The 25,795-nt window shown below is 44.3% G+C and carries 19 protein-coding genes and 2 other RNA genes; 2 read left to right on the top strand and 19 right to left on the bottom strand.

The window, feature by feature from the left end; all coding sequences use genetic code 11:
* Positions 1-6 precede the first annotated feature (6 nt).
* From polA to BN6539_RS18680, 7 genes are all read right to left on the bottom strand, one after another.
* Positions 7-2,676, bottom strand: coding sequence for a DNA polymerase I (polA, locus tag BN6539_RS18710; RefSeq protein ID WP_067541807.1), 2,670 nt, complete (start codon positions 2,674-2,676; stop codon positions 7-9).
* Positions 2,677-2,802: 126 nt separating this feature from the next.
* A complete protein-coding gene (locus BN6539_RS18705; RefSeq protein ID WP_067541805.1) occupies positions 2,803-3,762 on the bottom strand; it encodes a P1 family peptidase in 960 nt (319 codons plus the stop codon).
* A gap of 12 nt (positions 3,763-3,774) precedes the next feature.
* Positions 3,775-5,379: an OPT/YSL family transporter gene (locus tag BN6539_RS18700; protein ID WP_067541804.1), complete on the bottom strand. Its 1,605-nt coding sequence runs from the start codon at positions 5,377-5,379 to the stop codon at positions 3,775-3,777.
* Between the two features lie 57 nt (positions 5,380-5,436).
* The gene (locus BN6539_RS18695) at positions 5,437-6,237 is read right to left on the bottom strand and encodes a formate/nitrite transporter family protein (protein ID WP_067541802.1); all 801 of its coding nucleotides are present in this window, start codon (positions 6,235-6,237) and stop codon (positions 5,437-5,439) included.
* A gap of 104 nt (positions 6,238-6,341) precedes the next feature.
* Positions 6,342-6,523, bottom strand: a non-coding RNA gene (ssrS, locus tag BN6539_RS18690) — 6S RNA.
* Between the two features lie 206 nt (positions 6,524-6,729).
* Entirely contained in the window at positions 6,730-7,458 is a 729-nt protein-coding gene (locus BN6539_RS18685) for a YebC/PmpR family DNA-binding transcriptional regulator (RefSeq protein ID WP_067541801.1), read from the bottom strand.
* Between the two features lie 58 nt (positions 7,459-7,516).
* A complete protein-coding gene (locus BN6539_RS18680; protein ID WP_067541799.1) occupies positions 7,517-11,740 on the bottom strand; it encodes a 2-hydroxyacyl-CoA dehydratase in 4,224 nt (1,407 codons plus the stop codon).
* 498 nt (positions 11,741-12,238) lie between these two features.
* Here BN6539_RS18680 and BN6539_RS18675 point away from each other — a divergent pair, with 498 nt between their 5' ends.
* A complete protein-coding gene (locus BN6539_RS18675; protein WP_067541798.1) occupies positions 12,239-12,775 on the top strand; it encodes a hypothetical protein in 537 nt (178 codons plus the stop codon).
* On the opposite strand, the gene BN6539_RS18670 is transcribed toward BN6539_RS18675, so the two are convergent.
* The 10 genes from BN6539_RS18670 to BN6539_RS18625 form a co-directional block, all read right to left on the bottom strand.
* Complete coding sequence (locus tag BN6539_RS18670) at positions 12,776-14,167, bottom strand: MATE family efflux transporter (protein WP_067541796.1); 1,392 nt, start codon at positions 14,165-14,167, stop codon at positions 12,776-12,778.
* Between the two features lie 69 nt (positions 14,168-14,236).
* An RNA gene (rnpB, locus tag BN6539_RS18665) (RNase P RNA component class A) lies at positions 14,237-14,583 on the bottom strand.
* A gap of 44 nt (positions 14,584-14,627) precedes the next feature.
* Entirely contained in the window at positions 14,628-15,404 is a 777-nt protein-coding gene (locus BN6539_RS18660) for a Nif3-like dinuclear metal center hexameric protein (protein WP_067541794.1), read from the bottom strand.
* Positions 15,405-15,414: 10 nt separating this feature from the next.
* Positions 15,415-16,146: a tRNA (adenine(22)-N(1))-methyltransferase gene (locus tag BN6539_RS18655; RefSeq protein WP_067541792.1), complete on the bottom strand. Its 732-nt coding sequence runs from the start codon at positions 16,144-16,146 to the stop codon at positions 15,415-15,417.
* A gap of 5 nt (positions 16,147-16,151) precedes the next feature.
* Positions 16,152-17,291 (bottom strand): RNA polymerase sigma factor RpoD, encoded by a 1,140-nt coding sequence (gene rpoD / locus BN6539_RS18650; RefSeq protein WP_067543542.1) that lies wholly within the window; start codon positions 17,289-17,291, stop codon positions 16,152-16,154.
* 55 nt (positions 17,292-17,346) lie between these two features.
* Entirely contained in the window at positions 17,347-19,101 is a 1,755-nt protein-coding gene (gene dnaG, locus BN6539_RS18645) for a DNA primase (protein ID WP_067543540.1), read from the bottom strand.
* Positions 19,102-19,185: 84 nt separating this feature from the next.
* Positions 19,186-20,184, bottom strand: coding sequence for a deoxyguanosinetriphosphate triphosphohydrolase (locus BN6539_RS18640; protein ID WP_067541790.1), 999 nt, complete (start codon positions 20,182-20,184; stop codon positions 19,186-19,188).
* 2 nt (positions 20,185-20,186) lie between these two features.
* Complete coding sequence (dut, locus tag BN6539_RS18635; RefSeq protein WP_067541788.1) at positions 20,187-20,615, bottom strand: dUTP diphosphatase; 429 nt, start codon at positions 20,613-20,615, stop codon at positions 20,187-20,189.
* On the bottom strand, positions 20,612-21,868 hold the full coding sequence (locus tag BN6539_RS18630) for a M16 family metallopeptidase (RefSeq protein WP_067541786.1): 1,257 nt from the start codon (positions 21,866-21,868) through the stop codon (positions 20,612-20,614). The genes dut and BN6539_RS18630 overlap by 4 nt, the downstream gene beginning before the upstream one ends.
* 7 nt (positions 21,869-21,875) lie before the next feature.
* The gene (locus tag BN6539_RS18625) at positions 21,876-22,109 is read right to left on the bottom strand and encodes a hypothetical protein (protein ID WP_067541784.1); all 234 of its coding nucleotides are present in this window, start codon (positions 22,107-22,109) and stop codon (positions 21,876-21,878) included.
* 143 nt (positions 22,110-22,252) lie between these two features.
* On the opposite strand from BN6539_RS18625, the gene BN6539_RS18620 reads away from it, so the two are divergent.
* Complete coding sequence (locus tag BN6539_RS18620; protein ID WP_067541782.1) at positions 22,253-23,218, top strand: hypothetical protein; 966 nt, start codon at positions 22,253-22,255, stop codon at positions 23,216-23,218.
* A 98-nt stretch (positions 23,219-23,316) separates the two neighbouring features.
* Here the strand turns inward: BN6539_RS18620 and BN6539_RS18615 are convergent, their stop codons facing one another.
* On the bottom strand, positions 23,317-24,216 hold the full coding sequence (locus BN6539_RS18615) for an alpha/beta hydrolase family protein (RefSeq protein WP_067541780.1): 900 nt from the start codon (positions 24,214-24,216) through the stop codon (positions 23,317-23,319).
* Positions 24,217-24,296: 80 nt separating this feature from the next.
* Positions 24,297-25,787: a carbohydrate-binding domain-containing protein gene (locus BN6539_RS18610; RefSeq protein ID WP_067541777.1), complete on the bottom strand. Its 1,491-nt coding sequence runs from the start codon at positions 25,785-25,787 to the stop codon at positions 24,297-24,299.
* Between the last annotated feature and the right edge of the window lie 8 nt (positions 25,788-25,795).

The raw sequence follows: 25,795 nt of genomic DNA, 5'->3' as shown, positions 1-25,795 counted from the left end.
ACGTGATTACTTTAAATCGTACCAAGTATCCCCTTGGTTCAAATCGCTTTCTAATTTCACCTTCAAATCCATAGCATTTTCCATGTTCCTGACTAAAAGTTCTTTAATTTCATCAATCTCACTTTGATAAGTCTTGATAATCAGTTCATCATGAACCTGTAAAATCAACTTTGATTGATAATTTTTTTCCGTCAGCTCCCGATACACTTTGATCATAGCGATTTTAATGATATCCGCCGCACTGCCTTGAATCGGTGAATTCATTGCCAAACGCTCGCCCAGCTGCCTGGTCATATAATTAGAAGAATTGATTTCGTGAATATAACGCTTACGTCCCATAATCGTTTCAGAATAACCGTTGGCCTTGCAGTTTGCAACCTGTTCATCCATATAATTCTTAACAGCAAGGTGCTTATCAAAGTAATCTTTAATATATTTTTCTGCTTCTTTTCTGGTTATCTGCAGTTCTTCAGACAGTCCAAAGCCGCTCATACCGTAGATGACGCCGAAATTTACTGCTTTGGCCCTGCTTCTGTCCAGGGGCGTTACAGCATCGTAATCTAAATTGAACACTCTGGCAGCTGTGTTTCGGTGGATGTCATCGCCATTGTTAAAAGCGTCAATCAGATTCTCATCGCCAGAAAGATGAGCCAATATTCTCAGTTCAATCTGTGAATAGTCGGCGCCTACAAGAGTACAGTTTTCGCAGCCTGGAACAAAGGCTTTCCGCAATTGTCTTCCTAAATCCTGTCTGATTGGAATGTTCTGCAGATTCGGTTCTGTACAACTGATTCTCCCTGTAGCAGTGACAGTCTGCTGTAAATGCGCTCTGATTTTTCCGTCTTTTCCGATCAGCGGCTTCAGTCCCTCCACATAGGTACTGTTCAGTTTGGTCAAGGTTCTGTACTGCAGTACCATATCTACAATTGGATGCTTATCGCGGATTTTCTCCAACACGTCAGCGCTCGTACTATATCCTCGTTTTGTCTTCTTGCCGGCTGGAAGTTCCAGCCTTTCGAATAGAATTTCGCCTAACTGCGCCGGGGAATTGATGTTAAATTCCGTACCTGCCAGGGTGTAAATACTTTTTTCCAGCTGTACTATTTCCTCTTTTAAAACAAGACCAAAATTTTCCAAAGTGGCCTTGTCCACATTAAAACCCTCAACTTCCATGGACGCCAGCACTTCGATCAGAGGAAGCTCCACCTGTTTAAAGACTCTTTCCAATTGGTTGTCAGCAAGGTTTTTTTGCTGCAGCTGCATCAGTCTTTTGACAGCTAGGCACCAGTCAAAACCGTAGTCTATATATTTTGAAGTGCTACCGCCCAACAGGTCGATCTGCCCGCTCTCTTCCATAAACTCTTTTTCATCTTTCAGCTCGTAATGAAGGTTCTCAAAAGCCAAGGTTTTCATGTTATAGTTGGACTTTGTTGGATCAATGACGTACTGTGCAATGGCTGTATCAAACTCTGTATCCGGAGCGGTAAAGCCTTTGTACATCAGCGCATAATAGTCCTTAATTAAATCATGACCGATGATCTTTAGCCGTTTTTCGTTGAGCAGGTCAACGAGCTCACCCAGTATATCTGCCATATCAAGGTTTACATAATAATAATTATCATTTATCAAAAACGCCATGCCAAAAATCGACGGTGCGTCGATATGACTATTGTCGCTGAACACCTTGATAATAACCGGCGTGCTCTGGTTCAGCTCCTTGAGAAACTGCAGTCCTTTCGGGTCACTGATTTCCGTTTTACGATACTCAACGTCGCTATCTTCAAAGTCCATGGACATCTCCGGATTATCCTCGATGTGAAGCCGCTTCAAAAAGCTGTTGAACTCCAGCTTGACGTAGAGGTTAATCAAGGCATTATAATCTGGCTGCATCACCTTATACTGATTGATTTCTATATCCAGCGGAACATATTGATTGATTGTTGCAAGTCTTCTGCTCATGGCAGCCAACTGGGCATTTTCTTCTACCTTTGTCCGCAGTTTTGCGTTGCTGATCTGATCTGTGTTAGCAAGCAAATTAGCTACGCTGCCAAATTGGGTCAATAGCTTGATGCCAGTCTTTTCGCCTACCCCTGGTATGCCGGGAATATTATCAGACTGATCTCCCATCAGTCCTTTCAAATCGATAAACTGTTCCGGCGTCAGCTGATATCGCTCAATCATCTTCTCTCTGTCGTAGAGATCGAATTCTGAAATTCCTTTTTTGGTGATGAGAATCTGTGTCACGTCTGTAGCCAGCTGTAACGCGTCTTTATCACCAGTAATAATCAGAGGCTCTAATCCCTCTTCTTCGGAAATTCGCGCTACGGTTCCTATAATATCGTCAGCTTCAAAACCGTCAATTTCTAAATTCTCAATGTTCATAGCTGTCAAAATATCCTTCATCAGAGGAATCTCCATGGCCAATTCTGGCGGCATTTTTTTTCGTCCAGCCTTATACTCTTTGTATTCTTCGTGCCGGAAGGTCGGCGCTTTCCGGTCCCAAGCTACGGTAATATAGTCAGGCGCATAGTCATCCTGTATCTTCGTCAGCATATTGATAAATCCGTAAATACCCTGTGTGTAAATCCCCTCTTTGGTTATCATCGGACGCTGCATCGCATAATAAGCTCTATTAATCAGACTGTTTCCGTCAATAATGACAATTCTTTTTCCCATTTTGCTAATCCTTTTCCTTTAAATTTCTAACTATTAGTATAAGGCAGAATGACGGATTTTACAACAAAGAAAAAAAGCAATACACCTTTTTCGGTATATCGCTCCTTTTCCTACAAGATCATATGCTTAAGCAAAATCGCTGGCCGATTTCAGGCCATAGGCAGACTCTGCTGTATACACTGCATTTTGAATCGCTTTTGCTATTTGCTCTGTCGCCAAAACTGCAAGCGCGTCAAAATTCACCTCTATTTCTCCTGTAGCCATGACGAAGATGGTATCTCCGTCAGCCGTAGAATGAACAGGCTTTATTGCTCTGGCATAACCGTCGTGGGCGATGGCTGCCAGCTTCGTACACTGCGCCTTCGTCAGTCTGCCATTGGTCAGAATACAGCTGATCGTGGTATTCCCTTTAAATATATCGAACTGCTTCATGATATCTTCCTTGATGATATCTGATGTGGACAGCAATTTCTTCCCATCTTCAGACAGAATTCCAGCAATCTGTTTTCCCTTCTCGTCAAAAACGTCTCCCAGCGCATTGACAGCAGAAACTGCACCCACCTGCAGGTTTCCTATTTCAATTGCAGATGCACCTTGTCCACTCTTCATCATACGGTCAGGACCTCGGTATTTGCCTACTGATGCGCCTGTGCCGGCACCGTGATTTCCTTCTTCAAAGATGCCGGCAAAAGCATTTTCACAGGCCTTACGTCCCATTTCTTTGTCCGGCCGCACAGCTCCGTCACCGACTACCAGATCAAATAGGGAAGCGCCGCAAACAATAGGTACGAGACCCACGCCTACATCAAAGCCAATGCCCTTCTCTTCGAGAAATTCCATGACGCCGCAGCCTGCTTCGAGGCCATAGGCGCTGCCGCCGGATAACGTGACTGCGTTGATTTCCTGCACCATATTTTCCGGTTTCAGCAAGTCGGTCTCCCTAGTTGCCGGACCGCCGCCGCGAACATCTACGCCGGCGACTGCGCCCCTTTCGCTGATAATTACAGTCACACCTGTGGCTGCTGCTGTATTTTCAGCAGAACCGATTTGAAAACCTTTAATCTCACTGATATTTATATCTTTCATTTTATCACCTTCTTATGATATCGCCTTCAATGCGATGATGATTGCAATGACGACACCGACAATGGCTTCTCCTCCTAAAACACCAGAGGCGATAATCTGCCCTTTGGCTTCTTTCTCAAAGCTTGGAAAGAATTTATCTGTGACAAATCGCAGGGCGCCCCCGATAAAGGCCGTGGCAGACATATAAAATGGAAGATAAATGCCTAGGCCAAGGGTCATAACCGGAAAGTTGACACAGTAGAGAAGTGCGGCGATAATCAATCCAGCCCAGAAAACCGGTACATTAGAGATACCGCCCACCATGGCAGCAACGGCACTGGCCTGTGCTGCCGGGAACAACTCGCCGCCAAAGGCACCCGTCCCATAAGCCTTTAATATAAACGACAATACGAAAACAGAAACGAATGCGCCGCAGACACCGCCGATGGCTTCTGCGATCCACTGTGCTTTTGCATTTGTTTTCAATATGTATCCTTCTTTGAAATCATTCATGACATCGCCTACAAGCCCGCAGGCTACCGCTACAACTGCAGCAACAAAGAAAGCCTCTGTCTGTCCGATAGAGGTAACAGCCTTTGCTGCAAGAAGAACGATAATGCCGAAAATTTCCATCGGGTTCACACCTGACTGCCCTACGCACTGGGCTGACATGGAGGTAGCAAGCCAAACACCTAAAATCGTAATAAAGGAAGCAACGACACCCATTTTACATACGGTAGTCAAAATTGCAGCAAAGAGTACCATTGCAATGGGCGCCCATCTCATGGCAATGATAGAGTCCCCAATCCGATCTTTGCTGAACATACCTCCAAAAATTTCCTTTGCTTTGGGAAGAATGCCTTTGACCAGGATGCCGACTCCGGTTCCAACCATCATGCCAATTCCTAAAGATTGTTTGATACTGGCGGCTTCTGTCAAATTCCAAAAGTCCAGCTTTTGTCCGACGATGAGAATGCCTACATCTCCGATCAATGCGCCTAAAAACCAGACACCGATGAAAATCGGACCGACGATATAACCGATGGCCACCAGCATCGGTGAAATATAGAGTCCACCGTAAGAGCCGTACTTCAGCATTTTATCGCTGAACCAGGTCACTGGAATCTTGCAGAACCAGTCTCTCAGCACTGCAAAAATTCCGGCCAAACCCATGGCGGAGAAGAGCATGCCTGCTTTTTTACCGCCTTCGTCTCCAATTTGCAGCGTTTCTGCCGCCGCCTGTCCCATGGCGTAAGGAAGTTCTTTGGTTTCAACAAAATACTTTCTAATCAAAGCTGTAAAAATTAGCCCTAAAGTCACGCCTGCCAGGGCAATGACGAGAAGCTGCCACGTGGTGACCTGGGCATCGGGGTTGAGAATATAGATACCCGGTATTGTAAAGGCCATTCCCCCTGCTACCATTGCTCCTGCCGACATGGCAGTATGGGTCACGTTAATCTCGTTGAGATTGGTCTTCCCTAAGGCTTTGAGTGCTAACATAGAAAATAGTGCCACGAACATAATCGGCCATGGCAGCGAGCTTAGTTTCAGTGCGATAAACATGGAACTGCAAGTGATGATTACAGAACCGATGACACCGATCACCATGCCGCGTACGGTAAGTTGATTACCTTTCATTTTGTTTTCTCCTTTATGAAGTTTATTTTATAAAAAGGTCCCAGGCCCGCAGGGGCTCTATGCCTTTTCATAACGTTTATATGCCAGATAGTATGTACCTGTAACAAAGAAACCGCCTCCGGCGATATTTCCCAGTGTTACTGGAAGCAGGTTATTGACCAAAAAGGCAGTCCAGGTTAAACCTGCTGTCGCACCACTATCCGCAAAAATACCTATCGGTATAGAAAACATGTTTGCAACGCTGTGTTCAAATCCAGCGGTAACGAAGAGCAAAATCGGAAAGAAAATACCAAAGATTTTTCCGATGGTCGAATCAGCGCCGTTTGCAATCCAAACCGCCAGACAGACGAGGAAATTGCAGAAGATTGCTCTCACAAAAGCTTGTCCAAAGGAAAGTGAAACTTTTGATACAGCGATGCCGACTGTGACTTCGTTTAGCAGACCATCGCCAGCGTTCAACATGCCGCTGTAAACGATCAGCCAAGCGATTATCATAGAACTGATTAAATTAGCCAAGTAAACAACCAGCCAATTTCTAAGCATGGAACTGATTGAAATCTTCTTATCTAAGACGGCGGCAATCATCATATTATTTCCTGTGAAGAGCTCGCCCCCTGCCAAAAACACCATGATTAATCCTGACGGAAATATGATACCAGATATCATTCTGCCAATACCGCTAGTTGCCGGATCGGCAAGAAAATAAAATCCTGCCATATTGGCGCCTGCCCCTGCTAATGAAATAAATGCACCAGCAAGGAATCCGAGCATAATTAGCTGCCGAAAGCTGTATGCTGCCCTGTTGACCCCTGACTGTATTGTTACTTCTAATATCTCTGCTGGTTTTAATTGCTGCATGCTATACCTCATTACAAAAATACGCTACTTTGCGGCAACGCCGCATTCAGATGTTGGAAATATTATAACATCTCTCAGCAATTCGTCAATCTTTTCCAAAAAATTAAAAACCCAGATGCACCGTCAGGATATAATTGACGCCCTATCATAATGATAGGTGGGTACCCTGTCACCGACTTCTGTCTTCCACTCTAGTTGGCGGCTTGACATAGGCCGAATGAACTCGGATTCCCGATGTTAAAGTGTAGGTTCAATTATGAATCCTTAACGAATGCTCTAGGCTAAATATATTATAATACATATTGAAGAAAATATCACTGTAAATTTATGTTTTTTTTCCGAAACCTACTTATATAAACGCGGAAATGACAAAATCAAAGATTCTTATCTCCATATGAAGCCTGCAAGGAGAGAATATTCACAAGATACGTTCTTTAAAACATATGGTTTAAAATTTGAGGATATCCTGACTGGCAGAATACCCCCATTGGATTAGTCTTCGTACAAATCTATTGCGCAGTTCGTATGTACTTTCTGCACATCGTCGTTGTCTTCCAGAACTTCGATCAATTTCTTCAGTTTTTTGATATCGTGTTCATCAGTCGGTGTACTTTCCATCGATGGAACGAACTCCACATCGGATTCTACAAATGCATAACCGGCAGCTGCCAAAGCCTGATAGACGTCGGTATATGCCGATGGGTCTGTATAAATAGTGAAGCTGTCCTCTTCTGTAATCATGTCTTCAGCGCCAGCTTCCAAAGCAGCTTCCATCAAAACATCTTCGTCAATTTCATCGGTTTTTTCAATGATGAGAACGCCTTTTCTTGAGAACATATAAGATACGCAGCCCGGAGTGCCCAGATTGCCGCCGTGCTTGTCAAAAGTAGATCTCACTGCCGACGTCGTTCTATTATTGTTGTCTGTCAGACAGTCAACGATAATTGCAACACCGCCAGCGCCGTAACCTTCGAAGGAAAGTTCCTCATATGAAGCTCCTCCCAGCTCTCCAGTTCCTTTTTTGATCGCTCTCTGAATATTATCGTTAGGCATACTGATTGCCTTAGCTTTTTCGATTGCCACTCTGAGTCCGGCATTGTACTCAGGATCCCCACCATCTTTTGCTGCTACTGTAATCGCTTTTGCGTATTTTGTGAACATTGCAGCTCTCTTTGAATCCTGTGCCGCTTTTCTGCCGGCAATTGTACCGTGTCTTCCCATGGAGACACCTCCTATCTTATTCTTTAGTATTTTTAACTTTAATAGTATACTACAATATCTATTTTGTTTCAATCATATTTTTGTGGGCCGTTGCCATCATCAGCTTGATTCTGTTGAGCTGATTGACGTCGCTGGCGCCAGGATCATAGTCGATGGCCGCAATATTTGCCTTGGGGTTCATTTTTCTAATGGCTTTCATCATGCCCTTTCCCGTCACGTGGTTAGGCAGACAAGCGAACGGCTGTAAGCAGACGACATTTTCAACTCCACTATGAATCAGTTCTACCATCTCTCCTGTGAGCAGCCACCCTTCGCCGCATTGGTTACCGATAGAAATGATCTGAGATGCTGCTTCAGCAGCTTCTTCAATGTGAGACGGCTCGTCAAAATGTTCACTTTCCCGCAGCGCCTTTCGCAGGGGTTTTCGCAGCCATTCAACGGCTATGATGCCAAGCTTGTTGACCCACATCTGCTTATAGGAGCCGGACAGCCGTTCGTAGTTGAACTTTTTGCTGTACATTCCATAGAGGAAAAAGTCCAGCAGATCTAAGACGACTGCTTCGCCGCCTTCAGACTCAATGATATCGACAATATTGTTATTTGCATTTGGATGATACTTTACTAAAATCTCGCCGACTACCCCCACCTTCGGTTTCTTTTCCCCGGTTCGCTCAACCCGGTCAAAATCTTCCGTGATGCCCTTCAGATTTGCATAATAGTCCCTCTTGTTAAAGTGGATTACGTTTCTGACGATTTTGTCGTGCCACTTGTCTAAGATGGCCTGACAGGTCCCCGGTACCTTTTCGTAAGGTCTGGTAGCATAAAGCACCCTCATAATCAGGTCGCCGTAAACAACACCGACCGCCAGGCGCATACCCATCTGCGGCGTAATTTTAAAGCCTGGATTCTTCTCCAGCCCGACCGTATTAAACGACACCACTGGAACCTGCTCCATACCCAGATCCTTCAGCGCCTTTCTGAGGAGTGCAACGTAATTGCTGGCTCTGCAGCCGCCTCCCGTCTGCGACATGAATACCGCAGTTTTATCCAGGTCATATTCTCCGGATTTCAAAGCGGAGATGATCTGTCCCAGGGTGACGATGGTCGGGTAGCAGGCGTCATTGTTAATATACTTGAGGCCCTCTTCCACAGAGTTCTTGTCAACCGGAGGCAGAAGCACCGCATTGTAGCCGCAGGCTTTCATGGCTTCTTCCAGATAGGTAAAATGAATAGGCGACATCTGCGGTACCAAAATGTTGTACTTTAGGCGCATATTCTCAGTAAATACTTGTCTTTCGTAAGGTTTTCTGTCGGTAACAGCCTTTACACCGTTTTTTTCTCTCTCATCCATGGCGGCTTTTAGAGAACGAATCCTGATCTTAGCCGCCCCTAAATTGGAGCCTTCATCTATTTTTAAAACGGTATATAACTTGTTGTGGCTCCGACAGATCTCTTCCACCTGATCGGTAGTCACCGCATCCAGTCCGCAGCCAAAGGAGTTGAGCTGTATCAGTTCAACATCGTCACAGGTTCCTACAAATTCTGCGGCCTTATAAAGTCTGGAGTGGTAAACCCATTGATCCAGAACACGAATCGGCCTCTCCAGTATACCCATATGTGCCACAGAATCCTCCGTCAGAACGACCATGTCGAAGGAATTGATCAGCTTGTCGATGCCGTGGTTGATCTCCGGATCCAAGTGATACGGTCTGCCGGAAAGAACGATACACTTCTTGTCGTGTGATCTGGCATATTTCAGCGCATATTCTCCCTGCTTTTTAATATCGTTTTTGAATCTGATCTGCTCTTTTCTCGCCTTGGATACAGCCCGCATGATTTCTTCTTTAGAAATATGGTTCGGCTTTAAATCCTTTGTCAGAACGTCCGCCAACCTCAGGTCATTGTCATATGGCAGGAACGGCTGCGAAAATCTTACCAGATTATCCTGGAAAAGATCATCCATGTTATTCTTTATGACCTCGGGGTATGTAGCGACAATAGGGCAATTGTAGTGGTTAGGGGCCGAAGGATCTTCGTTTCTTTCGTAGTTCAGACAAGGATAGAAAATCCACTGTTCTCCGTTGTCTACCAGCCACTTGATATGACCGTGGACCAGCTTCGCCGGGTAGCAGGCTGTATCAGAAGCGATGGTCTCCATACCCATCTCGTAAATCGCCTTGCTGGATGGCGGCGATAATACCACTCTGAACTTCAGCTCTGTAAAGAACGTGAACCAAAAAGGATAATCCTCGTACATGTTCAGCACCCTGGGGATGGCCACAGTTCCTCTTGTCGCATCAAAATCAGAAATCGGCTTGTAACCAAACAGTCTCTGGAATTTATATTCATAGAGATTAGGCAGCTTATTGGCATGCTGTGCGCCGCCCGCCCCTTTTTCACACCTGTTTCCCGTGACAAATTTTGATCCGTCGCTGAACTTATTGATGGTCAGAATGCAGCGGTTCTCACAGCCGTTGCATCTTCCATTGGTATGTTCTACAGAAAAATCGTCCAGTTCTTCTCGGGTCAGAATAGAAGATTCTGTCCCTTCTACGTAGTTCTCCATGGCGATCAAAGCGGAACCGTATGCGCCCATGAGACCTGCAATATCGGGTCTGACTACATTCTTTCCGATAATCTTTTCAATACTTCTGAGGACGGCGTTATTCATAAATGTTCCGCCCTGCACGACAATCTTGTCACCAGCTTCATCTGTATTGCGAAGCTTAATTACTTTGTATAGGGCATTTTTGATGACTGAATAGGAAAGTCCGGCGGAAATATCACCGATGGACGCGCCTTCTTTCTGTGCCTGCTTAACCTTGGAATTCATAAACACCGTGCATCTCGTTCCCAAATCTACGGGGTTATCAGCAAAGAGGGCTTCTTCAGCAAAGGCATCTGGGTCCAGATTGACTGACTTCGCATAGGTTTCTAAAAACGAACCACAGCCTGAGGAGCAGGCCTCGTTGAGCATGATGTTGTAGATTGCATTATCCTTGATCTTCATGCACTTCATATCCTGACCGCCGATATCGAGAATGAAGTCTACTCCTGGCAAAAAGGCTTCTGCCGCTTTGTAGTGCGCCATGGTCTCAATTTCGCCCAAATCCGCCTTGAAGGCAGCCTTAATTAAACCTTCCCCATATCCCGTGACACAGGTATTGGCAATGACCGCATTATCAGGCAGCTGTGAATATAACTCTTTCAGCATCGTTCTCGTCGCTTCCACCGGATTTCCCTCGTTGCTCCTGTAGAAAGAATAGAGTAAATTCTTTTCACTGTCTATTAATGTCGCCTTTGTAGTCGTAGAACCAGCGTCAATACCGAGGAAAGTCTCTTCTTTTGCTTTGCGAATATCTTTCCTTCTGATCTTATGCTGATTGTGACGCATCATAAAGGCATTGAATTCTTCTTTATCTTTAAACAGAGGTTCGATGTGTTTTGTTTCTGCCATTTGCCCTTGGTCAGCGTTCTGCATTCTGTCTACAATCGTCTTTAAAGAAACTCTTTCTCGATGATCTGCCAACATGGCGGCGCCGATGGCAACAAAATATTTGGAATCTTCCGGAAAAATGACCTCATCCGGCGTTAATTCCAATGTTTCAATAAATCTTTTTCGCAGCTCTGACAAGAAAGACAACGGGCCGCCGAGGAATGCCACTTTCCCTTTGATGGTATGACCACAGGCAAGACCGCTGATGGTCTGATTGACTACAGCCTGAAAAATTGAAGCCGATAAGTCCTCAATCGCTGCGCCGTCGTTGATTAGCGGCTGAATGTCTGTTTTGGCGAAGACACCGCAGCGGGCAGCGATGGGATAAATCATTTTTTCCAGCTTTGCCGCCTCATTGAGACCGCCGGCATCCGTATTCAGCAATACCGCCATCTGGTCAATAAAAGCGCCCGTACCGCCTGCACAGGTACCGTTCATTCTCTGTTCTATCGTAGCGCCATAGAACGTAATCTTTGCGTCTTCTCCGCCCAATTCTATAGCGACATCAGTTTCGGGAATTAAAACTTCTACCGCTTTACTGCAGGAGATGACCTCTTGCTCAAAGTGAATGCCGAGAAGCTTTGCCAGAGATAAACCGCCAGAACCAGTGATAACCGGCCTGATGCTTATATCTCCATATTCTCTGTACATATCTTCAATTAATTCTTTGACTTTGTCAAACACATTGGACATATGACGTTCGTATCTTGAAAATACAATCGAATCATTATTGTCCAGCAATACAAGTTTGACTGTAGTTGAACCAATATCAATTCCTAGTTTCATCGTTTACCTCTTAATTAATTTTCCATGAAATCCGTTAATCCAATAACCTGTTTATTTTAACACTATTTTTATGTTTTTTCACTATATATTTGCTTTTTATTGTATAATAGTTCCACGATCTTCCGACGTTGTCGAAAGGAAAGAACTATTGAATCACATGCTTCGATTCCATTCCAGCGGTATGCATGTGGTATAATAGTTCCACGATCTTCCGACGTTGTCGAAAGGAAAGAACTATTGAATCACATGCTTCGATTCCATTTTCAGCGGTATGCATGTGGTATAATAGTTCCACGATCTTCCGACGTTGTCGAAAGGAAAGAACTATTGAATCACATGCTTCGATTCCATTTTCAGCGGTATGCATGTGGTATAATAGTTCCACGATCTTCCGACGTTGTCGAAAGGAAAGAACTATTGAATCACATGCTTCAATTCCATTTTCAGCGGTATGCATGTGGTATAATTACCTTGTCACAAGAAAGGAATCAGCATAAAATGATAAAAAGCACTATCAGAAAAAGCACCTATCAAGCAATATACAGACTATTGGATCTAGTATCCCCCGTCCCCTTTGACTGCGGGAACCTCTGCAATGCGGCCTGCTGCAACTGCGGCAATGATGATGAGGATTTGGGAATCTATCTGCTTCCGGGAGAAGATAAACTGCATCTGCACGATGAGAGCTGGCTTCACTGGAGCAGCGAAAAAGCGGAAGATTTTGATTTTCCTGACTCGTGGAAAGGGAAGGTCTACTTCGTACGCTGTAAGACGCCGCCAATCTGTCCTAGAGAAAAAAGGCCCATGCAATGCAGAACCTTTCCTTTGACCCCTCATATTGATGATAACGAAGTATTATCCCTCGTGTGGAACGACACAGCGCTCCCCTATGAATGCCCTCTCATCGAGGAAGAATTCCCTCTGGATCCCAAATTTATCCAAGCCACATATACATGTTGGAAACATTTGATCAGAGATCCTTTGATTTATGATCTTGTAAAACAAGATTCAAAAGATAGAGACCTTGAAGAGTGACTACAAGGTCTTTATTTCTTTTTGGTATAACACCTTCAGCATCACAGCTGAATAAATTAATCCGATAATTTCAGCCAATGGGAAAGATGCCCAGGATGCTGTAATTCCAGCCATATGATAGATAATATATGCTAGCGGCAGAATTCCAATAAGCTGTCTGATCAATGATCCCATTAGACTATATACACCGTGTCCCGTTCCTTGAAACAGGGTAGATGTCATAATTCCGAAAGCGGCCGGAATAAAACAGATGCTGATGATTCTTAGAGCAGGCACACCCATTTCCATCATCTGGGCATCTGCGCTGAACATCTTTAGGAAGACGCCCGGAAAAGCCTGAAAAAGAATCGTACCAATGGTCATGATTACGATTGCCGTAATCAGTGAATTCTTGTAAACCAGCATCAGCCTTTTTCTGTTCTTGGCTCCGAAATTATATCCCATAATCGGCATGGCTCCCTGATTGAGACCAAATACAGGCATGAATATAAACGACTGCAGTTTGAAATATACGCCTAGCACTGCCACAGCTGTCGGTGAAGCTACCAGGATTGCATTGTAGCCGAGGAGCATGACGGAACCGATGGACTGCATAATGATAGAAGGAAGTCCAACGCCGTAAATATCTTTTACAACCTTCCAGTCCATCTTAAATCCTTTCAGTTGTATTTTTACGTCGTGCTCTTTTTTAAACACCATGAAAATCGCTACACATAAAGCTACTGCCTGACCAGTTACCGTAGCAATGGCTGCTCCTGCGATTCCCAGCTTTGGAGCACCGAACAGACCGAAAATTAAAATCGGGTCAAGTATCAAATTTGTCACTGCACCGCTGAGGCTGATAATCATCGGCGCGATCATATTGCCAGTGGCCTGTAGTACTTTCTCCAGCTGTACCTCTACCATGCTGAAAAAACAAAAGATCGTGATGATTTTCAGATAAGTCACACCACCATCAAAGATCTCCTGGTCATCGGTATATAATTGCATAAATGGCTTCGCTAGGAAAATGCCTACACAGGCGAAGATAATAAAGTTAAAGAGTCCAATTCGAATACTGGTTCCAGCTGCTTTATCAGCTTCGTCAAAACGTTTAGCGCCAAGCCTCCGCGATATCAGAGAGTTGACACCGACACCGCTTCCGATTGCAAGAGAAATCATCAACAGTTGAATCGGCAGTACTAGGGACACTGAAGTCAGCGCTTTCTGACTGACCATAGCTACAAACATACTGTCCACTACGTTATAAAGCGCATTGATAGTCATAGACAGAATCGCTGGCCAAGCCATAGATGCGAGGAGTTTGCCGACCGGGGCGGTCCCCATTTTATCTGCTTCGTTGTCATTCTGTAATTTATTGTTTTTGTCTTTGTCGTCAATTTCTGTCGTCATCCGCAAACCTCACTTCCTTTTTTATTGTTTAAATTTTCCTTTATATGACTAACGCCGAGGCGTTAAAGTAGTATGGGCAAGCCTATAAGCCGGGTTCTGTATTAGACAATCATCTATCTATGGCGTAACATTACTGCACGCTCATGCGGCCTACCTCTCGGGCGGTGACGGGCAGCCACCTTTTGTGCCCATTTTGGCCTTGCTCCGGATGGGGTTTACACGGCCGTCATGTCTCCATGACGCCGGTGAGCTCTTACCTCACCATTTCAACCTTACCACGGCATTACCCGTTTCGGCGGAATGTTTCTGTTGCACTTTCCCTATAGTTACCTACGCCGGACGTTATCCGGCATCCTTGCCCTGCGGAGCCCGGACTTTCCTCATGCATCTCTGCACGCGATTGTCTGGCTTACCCATAACCATGTAATTTTATCATAGTTCAGAAAAAAAATCCACTATTTTATATAAACGGATTGATATCTGTCATGGATTCCAATATTTCTATCTCATCATCTTTGCAGCCCGACCGTAAGAAATCGGCCATATTTTCTGCAAAGATTTTTTCGCTGCCATAATGACCCGCATCGAGAATACAAATGCCCATCTCCTTTGCCAACTGCGCTTCATGATACTTGAGATCGCCAGTAATATAGAGGTCGCAGCCTTCTGCCGCCGCCGCTTTTATGAAGTCGCTGCCTGCACCGCTGCACCAACCGATGGTATCGATGGCCGTGGTCAGATCCCCTACGCACTTAAAGTATTTTTCGTCGATATCAAAGCATTCAGCTGCCTTATGCACCACTTCAATAAAAGTGGTTTCGAAGAGCGTGTTCCCTTTTCGGCAGAACCCGTTATCATTGTCGAAGGGTCTGACGTTGGAAAGCTCTAACAGTGTTCCAATATAGTCATTGTTGCCTCCCGGCAGCTTATCAAAGCTTGTATGGCAGGAGTAAACTGAAATCTGATTCTGAATTAAACGAATAATATAGTTTCCAATTACATCGTTATTGTCTATCTTCTTGATACCTTGGAACAGCAGCGGATGATGAGTGAGAATAAAATCCGCACCCTCTTCTATAGCCTCGTCAATAATTTCGTTGGTCACCTCCAATGAAACTAACACACATGCAATCTCTTCTTTTCCGCAATTCACCTGGAAACCGCAGTTATCCCAGTCTTCTGCTGTTGCAGAGGGACAGAAAGCTTCGATTGTTTTAATTAATTCATTCTTTTTCATTTTCTTTCTCCTACAGGCTTGCTTCTGCGCCATGGTTTTCGTCATATAATTTTTCCAGCAAGTGCTCCAATCGATTGATTCTTTCCCTGCAGCTGATTGTCTCAGTTTCTACAGACTTGCTGTGCGCAGAAATATTTTTATATATTTTCTCTTCAATTTCCAGTTTTCTTTCTAAGTATTCTTTCGTCAAATGGTTTCGGAAGGTCAAAAGACTGTCGGGATAATCGAAGGCAGCCGAGTACGGCGCTGCTTCTTTTGATTGGGGAAATCCGCTGTTAACTGTCAAAATTTCGCAGATAAATTTTCCTTCCCTCACTAAACTTTCTTTTGTAATAAGAAACCCGTTATCAGCGAGCCAATGTCTCAGTCTGCCCACATGATTTCTCGGCTGCAGGATGTACCGCTTGATGGAACGACTTTTTGCCAGATTCCATTCCAGAATATCTGCGATCAGAAGTCCTCCCATGCCTGCGATCACTACCACATCGACTTCGCCGTCTTGCAAAACGTCGATGCCGTTGCCCAGACGCAGATTATACTCTCGCTCAGGATGAAGTGCCCTGCAGTTGTCTTCCGCTTTTTTTAAAGATCCCGAACTGATGTCCGCCATCACTACATGGGGACATTTGCCTGTTTCAAGCAGGTATAACGGCAAAAAACCATGGTCAGTACCAATGTCGGCCATGGTTTCTCCTTTATTGATTTCATCAGCGATCAATTGTAATCTTTCACTAAGCTTCATCAAAATTACTCCAAATAATCCTTCAACTTTTTGCTTCTGCTCGGATGTCTAAGTTTTCGAAGTGCTTTCGCTTCAATCTGCCTGATTCTCTCTCTTGTTACGTCGAATTCTTTGCCTACTTCCTCAAGCGTTCTGGAACGCCCGTCCTCAAGACCAAACCGCAGCTTCAAAACCTTCTGTTCTCTCTCGGTCAAAGTATCCAGCACTTCTACCAGCTGCTCCTTTAACATAGAGAATGCGGCAGCCTCTGCCGGTGCAGGAACATCGTCGTCTGGAATAAAGTCTCCAAGATGACTGTCTTCTTCTTCGCCTATAGGCGTTTCTAAAGAAACCGGTTCCTGAGCGATTTTCTGAATCTCCCTCACCTTATCTACAGAAATGCCCATTTCCTTAGCAATTTCTTCCGGCGTCGGCTCTCTTCCATACGTCTGCAGCAACTGTCTGGAAACGCGAATCAGCTTATTAATCGTCTCTACCATATGCACAGGGATTCTGATCGTCCTCGCCTGGTCTGCGATGGACCTGGTAATGGCCTGCCTAATCCACCAAGTGGCGTAGGTTGAGAACTTGTATCCTTTTCTGTAGTCGAATTTATCGACGGCTTTGATCAGTCCTAAATTTCCTTCCTGAATCAAGTCTAAAAAGAGCATCCCTCTGCCTACATATCTTTTCGCTATGCTGACAACCAATCTCAAGTTTGCCTCACAGAGCTTTTTCTTTGCTTCTTCGTCGCCGGCTTCCATCTTCTGTGCAAGTAAAATTTCTTCGTCAGCGCTTAGTAGAGGAACTTTTCCGATTTCTTTTAGATACATTCTCACTGGGTCGTCAACTGCGATACCCTTTGGCAGAGTCGCCTCGATATCGATTTCTCCGGATTCTGTAACGACGATGCCGTCGTCTTCATTTGCATCCAAGTCATCGTCGTCGCCATCTAAAATGCTGGCAAAATCTTCAGGTTCAGTTTCACTGGCAATTTCTATGTCTTTTGCGAGAAGTGATTCGTAGATTTCGTCAACGACATTCTTGTCCAAATCAAAAGCATCGAGATAATCAGCCATATCCGTATAAGTTAAAACATTTTTCTTTGTTTTCGCTTTCTTGGCAAGCTGTGTAATCAACTCTTTCTTGATCTGATCAGGAGTCATGTTGGCAAATGCTTCATTTAAATTGTTAACTTCTTTTTTTCCATCTGTGCTCATTCTATATCCCCCTACTATTGGTTTTTCGTTCTTTTTGCACTTTCATTAACTGATCTGTCAGTTCTCTTATTCTTTCCTGATTATCTTCCTCATCTGCCATAGACAATAAGCTAATCAGTCGCTGTTCTTCTTTTGCTAAGTTTTTGTCTTTCCAGGTTCTGATACAATCGTTGAATACTTGTTCTTCATTGCCTCCTACGATTACATCATCTACAATTTCCTGAAGACAGGCGGCGCCTTCACTTGTCAGGCCGTCCATGATTTTGTTCAAATCAATAAATTGATTTTTCAGGTATTCTTCTTTTAGTATTTCAAATATTTTAATGGCAAAATCACTTTCCAGAATCTGTGGAAAATCAGATATTCTGCTGATATATGATTCGTCAGTCAGCATTACCTTCAGCAAAGTCCTTTCAATCGGTGTGATTTCAGAATTCAAAACTTCTTCTTTTTCCTCACGAACAGGAGTAAATGAAGCTTTTTCAGTACTATCATTGCCTAAAAGTTCCATTCTAATCGCACCTTCGGCAATCTTCAAATCTTTTGCAGTTTTTTTTATATAAATTTCCTGTTCTACAGGACTTAACTGTCTTATTATATCCGTGGCCTTTTTTATATAATCAATTTTGTCTTCATCTTTCGATAAATCAAAGCCTTTTTTCGCTGATTCCAGTTTATAATCGCCATAAGGGAGCGCATTTTCGACCAGTTTGAGAAATGCCTGTTTGCCGTTTTTCTTTATGTACTCATCAGGGTCCTTTCCGTCAGTTACATGCAGGACCTTGACTTTGCACTCTTCTTTTCGCAGAATGTCCAAACCTCTGAGAGCGGCAGCTCTGCCGGCGCCGTCAGCATCATAGGACAAAATTACATCTTTCGTATAACGTTTGATCAATTTGGCTTGATTTTCTGTCAGGGCAGTTCCAAGGGAGGCTGCCACATTCTCAATGCCGCTCTGATAAAGGGCGATGGTATCCATATACCCTTCCACCAATATGATGAATCCCTCTTTTCCTACGCTCTGCCTGGAAATGTTCAGGCCGTAAAGATTGTATTTCTTCTGGAAGATTTTGCTTTCAGCTGAATTCAGGTACTTTGGATTATCCTCTGCGTCAATTGCCCTGCCGCCAAAACCGATGACTTTGCCGCTGGTATTGATGATGGGGAAAATCACGCGATTTCTAAATTTGTCATAATATTTGCCTTTGCTCTCTGATACCAGTCCCAGTTCCAGCATGATTTTCTTGTCAACACCCTGTGACAGCAGATATTTATACAGGCTGTCCCACTGTGCATCGGCGTAACCGATACCGAACTTTTTGAGGATTGCTGGTGAAATGTCTCGACGCTTCATATAAGCATAACCTTTGTTGGCTTTTTCCGTAAAAGCTTTATAGAAAAAGTTTGCGGCCAGCTTGTTAACCTTGTAATAGATTTCTCTATTGTCGTGAAAGGTGTTTTTCTCCAAAGAAATGCCATATTCACCCGCCAGTTTTTCTACTGCCTCAGAGAAGTCCAAGTTATAATATCGTTTGGCAAATTCGATGGCGTCGCCAGTAGCCCCGCAGCCAAAGCAGGTAAAAATTTGTTTTTGTTCAGAAACAACAAAAGAAGGTGTCTTTTCATTATGAAATGGACAAACACCTTTATAGTTGCTGCCAGCCCTCTTCAGCGGGACAACCCGTCCGACTACATCGATAATGTTTATCTGGTTTTTCAAATTTTCAATTGTAGAATTCGAAAAAGAAAAGCCCATGATTGTCTCCTGATTTTTTGCCTTGGAAATTAACATTTCCACTTCCCTTATAAAATATTATTCTACACGATAAAGGTGTTTCCTTTATTTTTTTAAAATTATTTCTGCATATAAATTTAATGCGTATCTATCGGTCATTCCCGCTATATAATCTTTCACTACAACGTGAATGCCGTCCCGCTCCAGCTGTTCATAATTATCTTCCGGCAGCTTTTGCGGATGATTTAGAAAATAGTGATAGAGAGAGCCAATGACTTCTTCTACCTTTGTCAAGTCTTCTACTTTTTTGACTTTTTTACTCTTATAGACGTTAGAAAACATGAAGTTCCGCAGAGTATTCAGCTGCCTGGCATGTTCGGCATCCATTGACACACTGTCTTTCCCATCGCTATAGGTCACCACATTGGAGACCATGCAGTCAATTCTTTCTCTGTGCCCCGTGCCAAATAACGCGAGGGGTTCTTCAGGAAGATCCGCCAGCGAGATGACGCCGCTTCTGATGGCATCGTCGATATCGTGATTGATATAGGCGATTCTATCACTGATTTTTACGATTTGCCCTTCCAAAGTTGCAGCAGGCAGGCTCCCGGTATGATTGAGAATGCCGTCTTTTACTTCAAAAGTTAAATTCATTCCCTTTCTGCTTGGCGTAGATTCAAGGACCTCGACAACTCGTAAACTCTGCTCGTTGTGCCGAAACCCGCCTGGATGGATGCTGTTGAGCACCATCTCTCCATTGTGACCAAAAGGCGTATGGCCCAAATCATGTCCCATGGCGATAGCCTCGGTCAAATCCTCATTGAGACCCAGGTTTCTGGCTATGGTTCTGGCAACCTGCGTGACTTCAAGGGTATGCGTCAGCCTGGTGCGATAATGATCTCCCTCCGGCGCAAGAAAAACCTGTGTCTTATGCATCAGGCGCCGAAAAGCCTTGGAGTGGATGATTCGATCCCGATCTCTCTGGAACTCTGTCCTGAACTTACACGGTTCTTCATAGACTTCTCTGCCTTTGGACGCAGACGATCTGCAGGCCAAAGGTGCTAACAACGCTTCTCTTTTTTCTAAATCTTCTCGATACAGCATAATTAAACTCCTGTATGTCCGAAACCGCCAGCGCCTCTCTCTGTATTGTCTAAACTCTCTGATAGCTCAAACGTGGCTTGCTCATACTTGGTAATGACGACCTGGGCAATACGATCCCCGTCTCTTATGGTAAAATCCTTTTCCCCCCAGTTAATCATGGGAACAAGCAGCTCGCCTCTGTAATCGGAGTCCACCGTTCCGATACCGTTCACTAATCCGATACCGTTTTTGATGGCAAGGCCGCTTCTCGCTCTCACCTGGGCTTCATATCCAGGCGGTAGTTCCATAAAGATACCTGTGGGGACCAGTCTTCTTTCGCCAGGCTTTAACGTGATGGATTCCTCAAGATAGGCAGGCAGGTCGAACCCTGCTGACCCAGAGGTTTTGTATTCGGGAATGACCCCGCTTTTGCTGATAATTCTTATTTTCATAGGGCCCCCTTCATAATTCGCTTTAATTCAATATGCTTTTTTGATACGACCACTGCAGAATAGCTGGAAAAGTCACAGATGAGCCTTTTCATATTTTCGATATCGTCCATGGTCACATCGTCGAATCCTTTGACGACCTCTTCCGGCGTACTGATCTTGCCGGTGAGAATGGTGTTCTTTCCATTCTTAAACATTCTGCCTGCTACATTTTCCTGACCAAAGACGTAGGCCGCCTTCAGCTGTGCCCGGGAGGACTCCAGTTCTTCAGCACTGATGCCCTTTTCGTCAAGGAGGGCCAGTTCTTCTCTGATGCCGCAGATGGCGTCTTTGATTTTGTCGTGACTGACGCCTGCATAAATGTTATAGTAACCGTCGCCGCTGAAAGCTCCGTTCATGGAATAGACGGAATAAGCAAGCCCCTTTTCTTCTCTGATGTTCTGGAAGAACCGCGAACTCATACTGCCTCCCATGATGTTGTTTAAGATGGAGAAAGCATAATATCTGTCATCGCCCAGAGGAATGCCCTTTGTAGCAAGACAGATGTGAGACTGCTCAATTTCTTTTGTGATGCTCTTATAAGAAGGTGCATAAGGCGCAAAGGCAGGATTCTTCTCCTCCTTCGACGGCAGCAGCTCCATAAACTTATCGTCAAAGTACTCACAGATTTCATCGACATCAAAATTTCCTGAGACGGAAATGACGATGTTATCCCTGGTGTACTCTTTTGCAAAATAATTGCTCATAACACTGCGCGTGATGCGCTTTAAGGAGGTCGGTGTTCCGATGATAGACTTGCCCAGATCATTTCCCTTAAAAATCATAGCGGTAATGGTATCGTGGGCCAAATCGTCAGGCGCATCCTGGGTCATTTTGATTTCCTCACAGATGACTTGACGCTCTTTTGTCATTTCTTCTTTATCTAATAAAGACTGGGTCAGCATATCGATCAAAACGTCTGCCGCTTCCTTATAATTGCTGTCAATGGCTTTTACATAGTAGCAGGTCGCTTCTTTTCCGGTAAAAGCGTTGATCTGCCCGCCAATTCTGTCGATGTCTTCGGCAATTTTCTTGGCGCTTCTATTCGTTGTCCCTTTAAACATCATATGCTCGATGAAATGTGAAATACCTGCGTATTTTTCATCTTCATCTACGGCTCCGGTCTTGACCCAGATTCCGATAGCGACAGATTGGACGTAAGGAATCTCTTCCAATACCATTCTGATGCCAGAGTTTAATTTTTTATTGATGATCATAATGATTTTAACTCCTCTTCGATTTATATAACATAACTGCCAGGATGACGGCTATGATGATTAATACGATATTTTCTGCCTTCTTACCAAAAAAATTACCCAGAATTCCACTAAATAAAACAATTGCAGCAAAAATAGCTAGTACGATGATAAGAATAGCTATGCTGGCATGCCTGGCTCCATGACGTTCTTCTTCGTCATTTAAAAGTTTTTCGTCTTTTTTTTCATCTTCTCTGTCCATTTTGTTATCCTTTCACCATGGTCTGCCATATACTAATATATAGAGTTTTTTGTTTACTTCTTTAATATTCTATTGTAACACAAAAACTCTCTAATTCATATACTAATCACGAAAGATTATGTAACCTACAAGGAGGTAAAATTATGAGTTGCTTTGGCACTAGAGTAACACCGGACCTCTATCAAAACTGTTGTAATGCCAGTAATTTGTGTGAGTTCGACGGAGACATGAGCAGCATTGTCACTGCGCCGATTTATGTGCAGCAGGTGTTCGATGCTGTGAAGTTCAACCTACAGGGGATGAAAACATTTAACGATCAGGTATTTACGCCATGCATTCCTGTCGGACACAGAATTAAACGCGTGATAGATATCAGATGTAAGAGGTTTTTCAATCCAACAAATGTCGAGGATCCAAAGAATTTGACTTTGGATGTGGATACCAGCATTTCAGGAGCTTCCTTCCTGAAAGATGCGAAAGGTAATTACTTAAGCGTAGTCGGCGCTGACGGTACATATTCAGAAAGAATCATGTATGCAGAGACTTCTGACTGCGATGAAAAATGCATGGGTACGCCGGTTTTCGGCACACAGACAGTTTGTATCCACGGAAACGTGCTGATCGAACTGGATCTGCTCCTCTGCGACAGCTGCAATAACGAAGTTATTTTCACAGTTTGTGCAAATGTCAACATCGCGACAAAAGATCAGCCGATGGTACTTACTAATTTCTTCGAAATTTGTCTGCCTTCCACGATCGACACGGCCTTCCTGCCGCGTTTTACAGAATTCTGCAATTCCGCTTGTGAAGCCAGACTTGCAACCAACAACTTTGGAAGAGATCTTAACATCGAGCCAGATGGAAATGTCTGCGGTAATTTAATCGTAGCAATCTGCCTGACTTGCGAAAAGAAAATCGTCGTTCCTGTTCAGCTCTGCGTCCTGTCTACTGGTTATGCAGAAGCGCCGCTGCAGAGAAATTCCATCTGCACAACATTCCCAAGTCTGTTCCCTGCAGGAATTAAAGAATGTGATACACAGAACTGCGAAGATGAAAAAGAATGTGAATGCGAGTGTCCTCCACCAAAGAGACCGCAGCCAAGAAGATAATCATCTATTAAAATGATAAAAGGCTTGAATCCTGTGACCAACAGGGTTCAAGCCCTTTTATTTATAACATAAGAAATGTCATCCGGAGGACGTATTTCCTATAGATTTTTTCTGAAATACTCAATGATTTTTTCTGTCAGCTGTTCTTTTAATTTTGAATGTTTGAAACTCATCTCATATCCATGGGGACTTTTTTCAGACGTTACTTTCGTCACCTCTGCATTTTTGTAAGCTTTAGCACATGCAAGGCTGGTCTCTGGCAACACTACATAATCCTCCGTATTATAGACGACCAGCACTGGATGTTTGAATTTCTCCCCGCTCTGAGAAGGAACGTTCTCTTCTATGGTGCGAAAGAAATCAGGTGTGAGCACAACGCCTTGGTGGGTAATACTGCCCTTTTCTTCGGCCACCCTTTTCATCTTCTGCCACTTTTTTTCACCACCCATATAATATTGCAGCGCATTTTCATTGCCGGCCGGTGCAATGAGGGCTAAGGCCTTATAATCATATTCGCCCCTGTTTTCGTTTGCCATAATCATGGCAACTCTGCCGCCCAGGCTTCTGCCATATAAACCGATTCTCCTTTGATCGACATGATAGTTTTTTATCATGTAATCGATGCAAAGGAGCTGATCGCTAATCATGGTTTCTACGGTATACTGATCGGTCTGCTCGTCCTTCTCCTGGTCTGTGTAGTGACTGTAGTTCATTCTAATGGTGGCAAATCCGGCTTTTGCCAGGTTCTCAGCCAGAGTCTCTCCTCCTGCAGTATCCATACTGCCTCGAAAGCCGTGACTTAAGGTCACCAGAGGATAGCTTTTTTCTTCAAAGTCTGAGGGAGCGATGACCTGGGCTTTGGTATAGGTACCCTCCTCGTTTTTTAACATAATATCCTTTTTTATGACCTGATACGCCCTGTTTTCGTCTGCACAGCCTGTGAAACTGAACAAAGCGACGGCAGTCAGCAGCAAGATGAAAATAATTTTCTTTTTCATATCTCGTATCCTTTAATGTAATCATTGACATTTTAGCTATATTTTATCATGTCAATCTGCAAACTGCCACTCTTTTTCAATTAATCAGGTCTTCCCTGGGGACCTTCTTCAGGCATCTCTGCGGGAGTGCCGTTCCTATCTCCGCCGGGGCCGCGTCCTCCGCCGCCCATTTGTCCGGAAATACCCTCGCTTACGACGATTGAAGATAGTTGGACTTCTGTCGTGTCATCACCGATTTTCAATTTATAGGTGTCCCCTTTTATCATACCTGGTGCGCTGACCAGCACGCAGGAGAAGCTCCTCTCTGCTTTCATTGAAGCCAGCTCTTTACCGTCGGCATCGGTTAACGTCACGGTGGTGCCTGCACTGTAGTTGCTGCCGCCATATAGAATTGCTCCTTGGGTGGAGTTCTCTCCAAAGTTTTGTGCCATCTGCGTATTCCCTACGCCGATCACCGTACCACCGCTGATGGTACCTTCTCCGTTGTAATCCAGATTCACTTCTACACCGCCAGAAGAACCCTGTAAAATCGTCGTACCGCCGCTGACAGTCAAATCGCCATTAGAGTCCAGTCCATCGCCTGCAGTGGTTGACAGGTTCAATATTCCGCCTACAATTTCTAAATTTACACCGTCCTGCTTTTCTTCCGATCCGGTCGACTGACTGTCCGCTGCATTTAGGCAATCATCTGCTGCATTGATGTTGAGCGTGCCGTCCTTGATGTAGATATTCTTTGCTTGTATTCCTTCGTTACTGCTGTCGATGTTCAGCGTGCCGCCTGTCATCTGAGCCACCTGATAGGCTTCCATTCCCTGACTGGAGACGTCTTTTATGTCGATTTCCCCGCCGTCTATCGAAATAAACCCTTTGTTTTCATCCTTCTCATTATTAGATTTGATTCCATTTCCTTGGGCGGAAATTGTAATCCTGCCATCGTAAATTCTTACACTGTCCTTTCCTCTCAGGCCGTCTTTTACGGCAGTGACTTCTATTTCACCTCCGGTCACTTTCAAATCATCTTTGGAAACGATGCCGTGTCTATAGTTTCCTTTTACCACCAGCTTCCCTGATCCGTTAATGGTTAAATTATCTTTGCTGAAGATTGTGCCCCAAGGCTGGTCTTCAGCAGACGCGCAAGTTTTACCATCGGCTACTGTGTTTTCCGATCCTTCAGCCAGGGTGATAAACGTTTTGTCGGCATTCTCTATCAGGATGGCCGGACCGTCTGCACATTTGATGTCCACTCCGTTCAGTACTATCTGCACTTTGTCCGTGTCTCCAGCCTCTACGATAATCTGCCCATCTTTCAGAGTTCCTGAAAAAACATAAACGCCAGCTTCTTTGATGGTATAGGAATCGCCAGAAAGCTTCACTTTCGTCGCGTTCTCCTCCCGCCATGTGCCTGCTAAATCTCTGCTCGTATATTTTACGTCGACCTTCCCCGAGATGATGGTATCGTCGCTGTTTTCACCAGACTGACTGTTATTTTCTGCTTTGCCGCAAGCTGCCAGACCGATCGTCAAAAGGGAAACCAGCAGTACAGAAGCGATATATTTTCCAATCCTTTTCATTGCACACT

This window comes from Emergencia timonensis (assembly GCF_900086585.1).
Classification (GTDB): domain Bacteria; phylum Bacillota; class Clostridia; order Peptostreptococcales; family Anaerovoracaceae; genus Senimuribacter; species Senimuribacter timonensis.
The sequence above is the reverse complement of the archived record's forward strand: the minus strand, read 5'-3'. Positions and strand labels throughout refer to the sequence as shown.